This is a genomic window from Brachybacterium sp. HMSC06H03, assembly GCF_001807385.1.
Lineage (GTDB): Bacteria > Actinomycetota > Actinomycetes > Actinomycetales > Dermabacteraceae > Brachybacterium > Brachybacterium conglomeratum.
In genome coordinates this window covers 1-9,498 of record NZ_KV788869.1, presented here as the reverse complement: position 1 = coordinate 9,498, position 9,498 = coordinate 1, and the positions used below count along the sequence as shown (strand labels likewise).

Annotated in this window: 9 protein-coding genes; all 9 read right to left on the bottom strand. The window is 70.8% G+C overall.

Annotated elements, in window-relative coordinates:
- Window positions 1-639 (bottom strand): endonuclease/exonuclease/phosphatase family protein (locus HMPREF3159_RS11530; protein ID WP_070501140.1); only part of this gene is annotated, 639 nt, incomplete at its 3' end.
- A 24-nt stretch (window positions 640-663) separates the two neighbouring features.
- Complete coding sequence (dnaE, locus tag HMPREF3159_RS11525) at window positions 664-4,242, bottom strand: DNA polymerase III subunit alpha (RefSeq protein WP_070501139.1); 3,579 nt, start codon at window positions 4,240-4,242, stop codon at window positions 664-666.
- Between the two features lie 268 nt (window positions 4,243-4,510).
- Complete coding sequence (locus HMPREF3159_RS11520; protein WP_010551437.1) at window positions 4,511-5,245, bottom strand: hypothetical protein; 735 nt, start codon at window positions 5,243-5,245, stop codon at window positions 4,511-4,513.
- A 93-nt stretch (window positions 5,246-5,338) separates the two neighbouring features.
- Window positions 5,339-6,265 carry an RluA family pseudouridine synthase gene (locus tag HMPREF3159_RS11515; protein WP_070501138.1) on the bottom strand — a complete coding sequence of 309 codons (927 nt, stop codon included), beginning with the start codon at window positions 6,263-6,265 and terminating at the stop codon, window positions 5,339-5,341.
- Window positions 6,262-6,909 carry a signal peptidase II gene (gene lspA, locus HMPREF3159_RS11510; RefSeq protein WP_168165425.1) on the bottom strand — a complete coding sequence of 216 codons (648 nt, stop codon included), beginning with the start codon at window positions 6,907-6,909 and terminating at the stop codon, window positions 6,262-6,264. Before lspA ends, HMPREF3159_RS11515 begins: the two co-directional genes overlap by 4 nt.
- 14 nt (window positions 6,910-6,923) lie before the next feature.
- Window positions 6,924-7,613, bottom strand: coding sequence for a DivIVA domain-containing protein (locus HMPREF3159_RS11505; protein ID WP_070501136.1), 690 nt, complete (start codon window positions 7,611-7,613; stop codon window positions 6,924-6,926).
- A 129-nt stretch (window positions 7,614-7,742) separates the two neighbouring features.
- The gene (locus HMPREF3159_RS11500; RefSeq protein ID WP_053916211.1) at window positions 7,743-8,033 is read right to left on the bottom strand and encodes a YggT family protein; all 291 of its coding nucleotides are present in this window, start codon (window positions 8,031-8,033) and stop codon (window positions 7,743-7,745) included.
- A 7-nt stretch (window positions 8,034-8,040) separates the two neighbouring features.
- Complete coding sequence (locus HMPREF3159_RS11495) at window positions 8,041-8,526, bottom strand: cell division protein SepF (RefSeq protein ID WP_010551432.1); 486 nt, start codon at window positions 8,524-8,526, stop codon at window positions 8,041-8,043.
- Window positions 8,527-8,747: 221 nt separating this feature from the next.
- Window positions 8,748-9,498: peptidoglycan editing factor PgeF (gene pgeF, locus HMPREF3159_RS11490; RefSeq protein WP_246821624.1), on the bottom strand; the 751-nt coding region annotated here is incomplete at its 5' end.

The following is a 9,498-nucleotide window of genomic DNA, read 5'->3' as shown; positions in this document are numbered from 1 at the left end:
CAGCGCGTCGGCCGCCTCCCGCCAGCCGGCGGCGGCGAGCGGTGCGAGCTCGGGGCGGTGCGGGGCGGCGTTGAGATCGCCGAGCAGCACGGCCGGTCCGGTGATCCCCTCGGCGCGGCGGAGGATGCCGAGCACCTCCGCGGTGCGGTGCTGGGGCAGGTCGTTGTCCAGATGGGTGACCAGCAGGTCGAGCGCATCGCCGCCGCCGCGCGTCACCTGCGCGTGCAGCACCCCGCGGGGCTCGTGCCGCGCTGGGGCGCCCGGATGCGCGGGGAGGGCGTGCATCACGGGGCCCGTGAGCGCATGCGGGGTGAGCAGCGCGACCCCGTAGCGGCGGCGCGGGCCGTCGGGCCGGAGGGGCGGCAGGTCGAGCGCCGCCCCGAAGGCGACCTCCCAGCCCAGCAGCTCCGCGAGCCGGGAGGCCTGGTCCTCGTGCCCCGAGCGGGGCCCGTAGGCGACGTCCACCTCCTGCAGACCGATCGCGTCGGCCCGCAGCGCGGCGATCGCCCGGGCGGTGCGGGCGAGGTCCACCCGTCCGTCGCGGCCCAGACCGTGGCGAATGTTGAAGGTCGCGATGCGCCAGGGCGCGGGCCGCCCCGGGCCGTCCCCGCCGCCGCCCCGCACGGACGGCGTGCTCACGCCGTCACCTTCGCGCTGCCGTGCTCAGGAGAGGCATCCCGGACCCAGCAGGGCCTTCAGCGAGGCGTACAGCGCAGCCGACGGGGTGACCGCGAGGCGCTTGTCCAGCTGCATCAGGGTCGTGCGGCCGGGCTCCTGGAGCTTGACCCGCACCTCGGAGGAGCCGGGGTTGTCCTCGAGCACGCCGCGGAGGTCGCCGACCACCTTCTCGGTGGCGCGCAGGGCGGGCAGGGCGATGGTGACGGGGCCGTCGACCCCTCCCCCGGTCTCCGGGATCGTCATCTCCATGACCCGCAGCTCGGGCATGCCCTTGGAGGTGTCGACCCGGCCCTTCATCGAGACGACGAGGTCCTCGGCGAGCTCGGAGGCGACGGTCATGTAGGTCGAAGGGAACATCAGGCAGTCGATCGAGCCCTCGAGGTCCTCGACCGTGGCGATCGCCCACATGTCGCCCTTCTTGGTGGTCTTGCGCTGCAGGGTGGTGATCAGCCCCGCGATCGTGACCATCTCGCCGTCCTTGACGGCGTCCTCGTCGGCCAGCGAGCTGATGGAGGTGGAGGAGTTCTGGGCGATGACGTGCTCGAGCCCGTACAGGGGGTGGTCCGAGACGTACAGGCCCAGCATGTTCCGCTCGAAGGCGAGCAGCTCCTTGCGGTCCCACTCGGGCAGGTCCGGGATGGTCAGCGTCGCCGCGGAGCCGGAGGCCATCGCGTCCTCGCCCTCGCCGCCGCCCGCACCGCCGAAGACGTCGGCGAAGAGGTCGTACTGGCCCTGGGCCTCCTTGCGCTTGACGTCGACGACCGAGTCGACGGCGTCCTCGTGGATCAGCACGAGGGAGCGGCGGTTGTGGCCGAGGGAGTCGAAGGCGCCGCCCTTGATCAGCGACTCGATGGTGCGCTTGTTGCACACCGACAGCGGGACCTTGTCCAGGAAGTCGGTGAAGGAGGTGAAGGCGCCCTTCTCCTCGCGGGTGCGGATGATCTCCTCGACCACGTTCGCGCCGACGTTGCGGATCGCGGAGAGGCCGAAGCGGATGTCGTCGCCGACGGCGGAGAAGTACAGGTCGGACTCGTTGACGTCCGGGGGCAGCACGGTGATGCCGCGGTGGCGGCAGTCGCCGAGGTAGAGGCCGAGCCGGTCGCGGTTCTCCTGGGTGGAGGTCAGCAGCGCGGCCATGTACTCGGTGGGGTGGTTCGCCTTGAGATAGGCGGTCCAGTACGAGACCACGCCGTAGGCGGCAGAGTGGGACTTGTTGAAGGCGTAGTCCGCGAAGGGCAGCAGCGTCTCCCACAGCGCCTGCACGGCGGCGTCGGAGTAGCCGTTGTCCTTCATGCCCGCCTCGAAGGAGACGTACTGCTTGTCCAGCTCCGCCTTCTTCTTCTTGCCCATGGCGCGGCGGAGGATGTCCGCCTCGCCGAGCGAGTAGCCGGCGACCTTCTGCGCCGTCTGCATCACCTGCTCCTGGTAGACGAGCACGCCGTAGGTCTCGTCGAGGATCTCCGAGAGCGGCTCCTCGAGCTCCGGGTGGATCGGCGTGATCTCCTGCAGGCCGTTCTTGCGCAGCGCGTAGTTGGTGTGCGAGCCCATGCCCATCGGACCCGGACGGTAGAGCGCCGAGACGGCCGTGATGTCCCCGAACTGGTCGGGCTTCATCTGCCGCAGCAGGGTGCGCATGCCGGAGCCATCGAGCTGGAACACCCCGAGGGTGTCGCCGCGCTGGAGCAGCTCGTAGGTCGCCGGGTCGTCGAAGGGCAGGGTCTCCAGGTCCGGCGGGGTCTTCCCGTTGCGGGACATGTTCTCCACCGCGTCGGAGAGGACGGTGAGGTTCCGCAGCCCCAGGAAGTCCATCTTCAGCAGGCCGAGCGTCTCGCAGGTCGGGTACTCGAACTGGGTGATGATCTGGCCGTCGGAGGGGCGGCGCATCATCGGGATGATGTCGGTGAGGGTGTGGCTGGACATGATGACCGCGCAGGCGTGCACGCCCCAGCCGCGGGTCAGGCCCTCCACGCCCTTGGCGATCTCGACGACCTTCTGGACGTCGGGGTCCTCGTCGTGCATGCGGCGGAACTCGGTCGCCTCCGCGTAGCGCTTGTTCTCGGGGTCGAAGATCCCGTTGATCGGGATGTCCTTGCCCATCACCGCCGGCGGCAGCGCCTTGGTGATCTTGTCCCCCATCGCGAAGGGGTAGTCGAGCACGCGGGCGGCGTCCTTGATGGAGTTCTTGGTCTTCATGACGCCGTAGGTGACGACCTGGGAGACCTTGTCGTCGCCGTACTTGCGCTCGACGTACTCGATGACCTCGCCGCGGCGGCGATCATCGAAGTCGACGTCGAAGTCGGGCATGGAGACGCGGTCCGGGTTCAGGAACCGCTCGAAGAGCAGGCCGTGCTCGATCGGGTCGAGGTCGGTGATGCGCATGGCGTAGGCGACCATCGAGCCGGCGCCGGAGCCACGGCCGGGGCCGACGCGGATCCCCCGCTCCTTGGCCCACTTGATGTAGTCGGAGACGACCAGGAAGTAGCCGGGGAAGCCCATCTGGAGGATGATCCCGACCTCGTAGTCGGCGCGCTTCTGGACCTCGTCGGGGATGCCAGCGGGGTAGCGGTACTCGAGGCCGTCCTGGACCTGCTTGACGAACCACGACTCCTCGTCCTCCCCGCCCGGGGTGGGGAAGTGCGGCATGTAGTTCGCGCCCTCGGAGGTGGTGGTGAAGGAGACGTCGCACATCTCGGCGATGCGCAGCGTGTTGTCGCAGGCCTCGGGGAACTCGCGGAACAGCTCCCGCATCTGCTGGGCGGACTTCAGGAAGTAGCCGGAGCCGCCGAACTTGAAGCGGTCGGGATCGTTCAGGCGCGAGCCGGAGTTGATGCACAGCAGCACGTCCTGGATGGTGGCGTCCTGCTCGGTGACGTAGTGGAGGTCGTTGGTCGCCACCAGCGGGGCGTTCACCGCCTTGGCGACCTCGAGCAGGTCCTTGGTCACGCGCTTCTCGATGTCGAGGCCGTGGTCCATCAGCTCGATGAAGTAGCTGTCCCTGCCGAACATGTCCTGGAACTCGCCGGCGGCCTTCACGGCCTCGTCGAACTGTCCCAGGCGCAGGCGGGTCTGCACCTCGCCGGAGGGGCAACCGGAGGTGGCGATCAGTCCCGGCGCGTACTTCGAGAGGATCTCTCGGTCCATCCGCGGCCACTTGCCCATCTGCCCGTCGAGGGAGGCGGCCGAGCCGAGACGGAAGAGGTTGTGCATACCCTCGGTCGACTTCGACAGCAGGGTCATGTGGGTGTAGGCGCCGCGGGCGGAGACGTCGTCACCCGCCGCCTGCTGCTCCTTGGTGCCCCACTGAACGCGGGTGCGGTCGTGGCGGCTGGTGCCCGGGGTCACGTACGCCTCGAGGCCGATGATCGGCTTCACGCCGGCGTCGGTCGCGGTCTTGTAGAACTCATAGGCGCCGAAGAGATAGCCGTGGTCGGTGATCGCCACCGCCTGCTGGCCCTGGTTCACCGTCTCGGCGACCAGCTTGTCGATCTTCGCGGCACCGTCCAGCAGCGAGTAGTCGGTGTGGACGTGGAGATGGACGAAGTCATCGGAACCCGCAGAAACCATGCCCACCAGGGTAGCCGCGTGGGCCGACGGGAGAGCGCTCAGGCGGGGGTCGGAGAGGTCACCCCGGCGCGTCCGGCGTGTCGGGAATCCGCCGGCGCGGCGAGGCGTTGACGGGCGCTGCTCAGCAGCGTTCTCAGCGGGGATCCGCGACCTCGGCGTGGGTGCGCAGGATGGACGTCGCAGTTCACGCTGCCCGTGAGGAGGGCGCCCCGTTCATTCGTCAAGGGGTCAGGGCACGGGCGGGGACGCTTCCGCGCGCCCGGCGTGCTCAGCCCCGGCCGTCGTCCTCCGCCGCCTGCTCGCGCTGCATGTCCGCCATGAGCGAGTTCATGTAGTCGTGGACGTCCTCGAAGCTGAGGCGTCGCTCGTCGCGGCGCGGCGGGATCCCGCCGACGAAGGCGCCGCCGTGCCAGGCCAGGGAGTCGTCCGGCAGGGTCGGGTCGTCATCGCGCCATAGATCGATCGGGATCGCATGGGCGGCGAGGTCTCGGGCGATCTCGTCGGCGCGGGCCGGGTCCCCGGAGCGCTGCAGCACGGAGACCAGCAGGGACTGCGCGGCCCAGGCGAGGGCGTCGTCGTCGCTGCGCTCCCCCGGCTCGACGGACTCCTGCACGAGGGCGACGTAGCTCGCGGCGAGCTCGTCGGCCCCGTCCTCGTAGTGGTCCTTCGCCACGCGCAGGGCGACCTTCGGCACCAGGTCCCGTGCCTCCCACAGCACCGCCGCGCCGACGAGCGCCATGCCCACGCCGGTCGGGAAGTCGGGGTCCAGGGCGAGCTCGGAGCTCGGGGGCCGTCCGGCGCGGCGGTCGTCATCGGCGGCGAGGAACTCCTCGACGGAGCGTGCGAGTGCGGCGCGAACCCGCTCGTCGTCGCGCAGCGCGAGCTCGGCACCCTCGGGGTCGAGGCCCAGGCGGCGCGCGACGCGGGCGACGGGGAAGTCGGGGCGGGACAGGGCGGCATCCCGGGTGGGGGTCAGCGCTCCGGAGGTCTGCTCGTCGGTCATGGATCGACGGTATCGCGTGGACGGTCGAGACCGGTGACGACGACACCCGGACCGCACGGAGGCGCGGGAACGGTGCGCCGCGCGCGGCCCTGCTCAGCGCTCCCTGAGCCTCTCGAGCGCCTGCTGGAGGTCGTCCGGGTAGGTGGAGGTGTAGGTGACCTCGCGCCCGCTGACCGGATGGGTGAAGCTCAGCTCCATCGCGTGCAGCCACTGCCGCACCAGGCCCACCTTCATCGCGAGGGTCGGGTCCGCGCCGTAGAGCGGGTCGCCGACCAGGGGATGTCGCAGCGCGGCCATGTGCACGCGGATCTGGTGGGTGCGGCCGGTCTCCAGGCCCACACGCAGCAGGGTCGCGCCGCGCAGCTCCTCGAGGGTCTCGTAGTGGGTGACCGAGTGCTTGCCGTCCTCGCGCACCGCGAACTTGTAGTCGTGACTCGGCGAGCGGCCGATGGGCGCGTCGATCGTGCCGGAGGGCTGGTCGGGCGCTCCCTGGCACACCGCGTGGTACACCTTCCCCACCTCGCGGGCGCGGAAGGCGTCCTTCAGAGTGGTGTAGGCGCGCTCGGTGCGGGCGACGACCATGAGCCCGCTGGTCCCGACGTCCAGACGGGAGACGATCCCCTGCCGCTCGGGGTCGCCGCTGGTGCGGATCGAGACGCCGGCGGCGGCGAGATGGCCCAGCACCGTCGGCCCGGACCAGCCGGCGCTCGGATGCGCCGCGACGCCCACGGGCTTGTCGATCACGACGATGTCGTCGTCCTGGTGGATCAGGCTCATGCCCTCGGCGATCTGGGGCCGGGCCTCGACGACCGGCTTCTCGTCCGGCAGCTCGACGTCCACCATCGCCCCGGGCTCGAGACGGGTGGAGCGGGCGGGGACCTGGCCGTCGACCAGGACGTGCCCGGCCATGACGAGGTCGGCGGCGCGGGTGCGGGACAGGCCCAGCATGCGGGAGATGCCCACGTCCACGCGCTCCCCGGCGAGGCCGTCGGGGACCATCAGGGTGCGGGAGGCGCTCACTTCTCCGCCTCCGGGGATTCCTCCGCCGGGTCACCCGTCGACGGCTCGGCGGCACGGGCCTGCTCCTGCTCGGCGCGGGTCTGCGCCTGCTCGGCCTCGGCCTGCTCCTGCACGGCGCCGGCGGGATCGGCGTCGAGGCCGAACAGCCCGAGCGCGATCACCAGGATCGCCCCGCCCACCACGGCCATGTCGGCGACGTTGAAGACGGGCCAGTTCGGCAGCTCGAGGAAGTCGACGACCGCGCCGTGGAAGGGGCCGGGGGCCCGCAGCAGGCGGTCGTGGATGTTGCCGAGCGCGCCGCCCATGATCAGACCGAGGGCCAGCGCGTACCAGGGCGAGCGAACCGAGCGGACCGCGAAGACGATCACGCCGATCACGATCGCGATCTGCAGGCAGGTGACCACCGGGGTGATCTCCGCGCCCATCCCCCAGGCCGCGCCGGTGTTGTACAGCAGGGTCAGCTGCAGCACCTCGCCGAGGAAGGGCTGAGGGTCGAGCTCGGGGAGGGTCGCCACCGCCCAGTTCTTCGTCACCTGGTCCGCGACCAGGAGCACGACCGCGAGCAGGCCGACGACGGCGAGGACGGCGGGGCGGCTCAGACGGCGACGAGCGCCGGACCCCTGCGGGCCGGCGCTCGTCGACATGGGGTCAGACGTGCTCACAGACCGAAGTTCGCCTGCTTGTCCTGCGTCTCGCTCGTGTCGAGCTCGCGCAGCTGGTTCTCCAGGTAGTTGCGCAGACGGTTGCGGTAGTCCCGCTCGAAGTTGCGCAGGCCCTCGATGGTCTTGTCGAGCTCGGCCTTCTTCGTCTCGAGCTCGGCCAGCGTGGTGCGGGACTTCTCCTCGGCCTCGCCGACGATGCGCTTGTGCTCCTCGTTCGCCTCGGTGATGAGGCGGTCGCGCTCGTCCTCGCCGTTCTTGACGTACTCGTCGTGCAGACGGTTGGCCAGGGCGATGATGCCGGCGGCGGACTGGTCCGGGGTCTGCGCAGAGGCGGGGACGGGCTCCTCGGCCGCGGGCGACGGCTTCTCGTCGGCGACGACGGCCTGCGGGGCGGTCTCATCGGCGGCGGAGTCGGGCACCTCGGAGACGAGGGTCGCCTCGTCCTGGTCCTCGGCCTCGACGGCCGGGCCGGCGGCCGCGGCAGGAGCACCGGACTCGAGCTCAGCGATGCGGTTGTGCGCCTCCTCGAGCTCCTTCTTCAGGCGCTCGTTCTCGGAGATCAGTTCCTTCAGGCGGGGTTCGACCTCGTTGTCGAGGAAGTTGTCGACCTCGTCCATGTCGTAACCCTCGGAGAACCGAACCGGGGTGAACCGCTGATTCATCAGGTCTTCGGGCATCAGAGCCATGGGTCACCTTTTCGTCATTCGTGAGTCGGTTTGCGCGGTGAGGCGCGGTGCGGACAGCCTAGCGGATCGGCGGCGGACCCCTGCATCGGGGCCGGGAGAATCGCGCACCTCACATCGCAGAGCCGTGGATCAGGCCGCGAGACCGGCGAGGACGCGCAGAACGATCCAACCCACGATCAGGAGGATCATCAGAGACAGGTCCAGGCTCACCGCACCGAGCCGCACCGGGGGGATCAGACGGCGCAAGAGCTTGACCGGGGGGTCCGTCAGCGTGAAGACCACCTCGAAGAGCACCAGCACCAGCCCCGAGGGGCGGAACTCGCGGGCATAGCCCTGGATCCACTCGAGCACCAGGCGCGCCAGGAGCAGGAGCAGATAGAGCAGGACTGCGAGATAGAGGATCCCGGCGACGAGCTGCACGGGAGGCTCAGCTCTGGTTGTAGAAGCTGCCCTCGTCGGCCGAGGAGTCCCCGTCGACCTGGACGAACTCCGGGGACAGCAGGAACACCTTGGAGGTGACGCGCTCGATCGTGCCGCGCAGGCCGAAGACGAGGCCGGCGGAGAAGTCGACCATGCGCTTGGCGTCGCCGTCCTGCATGTCCGAGAGGTTCATGATCACCGGCACGCCGTCGCGGAAGGACTCGCCGATCGCCTTGGCGTCGTTGTACGACCGCGGATGGATCGTGGTGATGCGCTGCATCGACTCCTCCACTGCCGGGGCCATCGCGACCACGTTCGAGTGCTGACGGATCGGGGTCACCTGGGCCTCCCGTTCGATGGTGGGCTCGGGCGCCCGCTCGGTGCGGCGGGACGGAGCAGGCTGCTCCTCGCGGTACCGCTCGTCCTCGTAGTACTCGTCGTCGACCTCGTTGGCGAGGCCGAGTGCGACCATGGCGTTGCGCCAGGTTCCCATCGCAGATCTCCCAGTCGTTGTTCGCGCTGACCTGGGCCCCGGGGAAGCACGGGGAGTGCGCGGGAGCCCGTTGCCTCGAAAGTACAGCAGGCGATTCGACACGACAGGGACGTCGTCGGCGTGTCGTGCACGTGTCGCGGCGTGACGTGCGCGTCGTGACGTACGCGCCGACCGGGCCCGGGCGCGGCAGCGGAGCCCGGCCGGGTTCGCCCGGGCCCGGCTCAGCCCCTGCGCAGCACCCCGGCGAAGCGACCGGTGACGGCGCTGCGGCGGTAGGAGAAGAAGCGCTCGTCCTCGAAGGTGCAGGGATGCTCGGCGTCGATCGCCTCGGCAGGGACGCCCGCGTCCTGCAGCACGGAGACCGCTCCCGCCCGCAGGTCCAGCGCCGGGGTCCCCCAGCTCGTCCTCGAGGCGGTCGCGGGCAGGAGGGCCGCGGCGTCCTCTCGCATCTGCTCCGGCACCTCGTAGCAGGCGCCGCAGATCGACGGGCCGATGCTCGCGGTCACGTCCGCGGGACGGGCGCCGAGGGCGGCCATCTCCGAGAGGGTCGCCTCGAGCACGCCGTCCAGCAGGCCGCGGCGGCCGGCATGGGCGACGGCGACGACCCCGGCGACCGGGTCGGAGAGCAGCACGGGCAGGCAGTCGGCGACCATGATCGCGAGCGCCACGTCGGCGCGGTCGGTGACGATCGCGTCGGCGCGCACGACGGGTCCCTGCTCCCCCGCGGGCCTGGTGCCGTGCCCGGGCCCGGCGTCCGGTGCGGGCAGCACGAGCACATCGGCGGAGTGGACCTGCTCGACGAAGACCAGCGGTGCGCCGATCTCCGCGGCCACCCGCGCCCGGTTCTCCTCGACAGCCTGTGCGTCGTCGCCGACGTGGCGGGCGAGGTTGAGGCCGGCATGCTCGCCCGTGCTGACCCCTCCGGCACGGCCCGTGAACAGGGCACGGGCCCCGCGGATCCGCGGGGCCCGT

Excerpts from the sequence above, each read along its gene's own strand:
- lspA (WP_168165425.1), bottom strand. The coding sequence starts at position 6,909 with ATGTCGACGAGCGCCGGCCCGCAGGGGTCCGGCGCTCGTCGCCGTCTG.
- HMPREF3159_RS11505 (WP_070501136.1), bottom strand. The coding sequence starts at position 7,613 with ATGGCTCTGATGCCCGAAGACCTGATGAATCAGCGGTTCACCCCGGTT.
- HMPREF3159_RS11520 (WP_010551437.1), bottom strand. The coding sequence starts at position 5,245 with ATGACCGACGAGCAGACCTCCGGAGCGCTGACCCCCACCCGGGATGCC.
- dnaE (WP_070501139.1), bottom strand. The coding sequence starts at position 4,242 with ATGGTTTCTGCGGGTTCCGATGACTTCGTCCATCTCCACGTCCACACC.
- HMPREF3159_RS11495 (WP_010551432.1), bottom strand. The coding sequence starts at position 8,526 with ATGGGAACCTGGCGCAACGCCATGGTCGCACTCGGCCTCGCCAACGAG.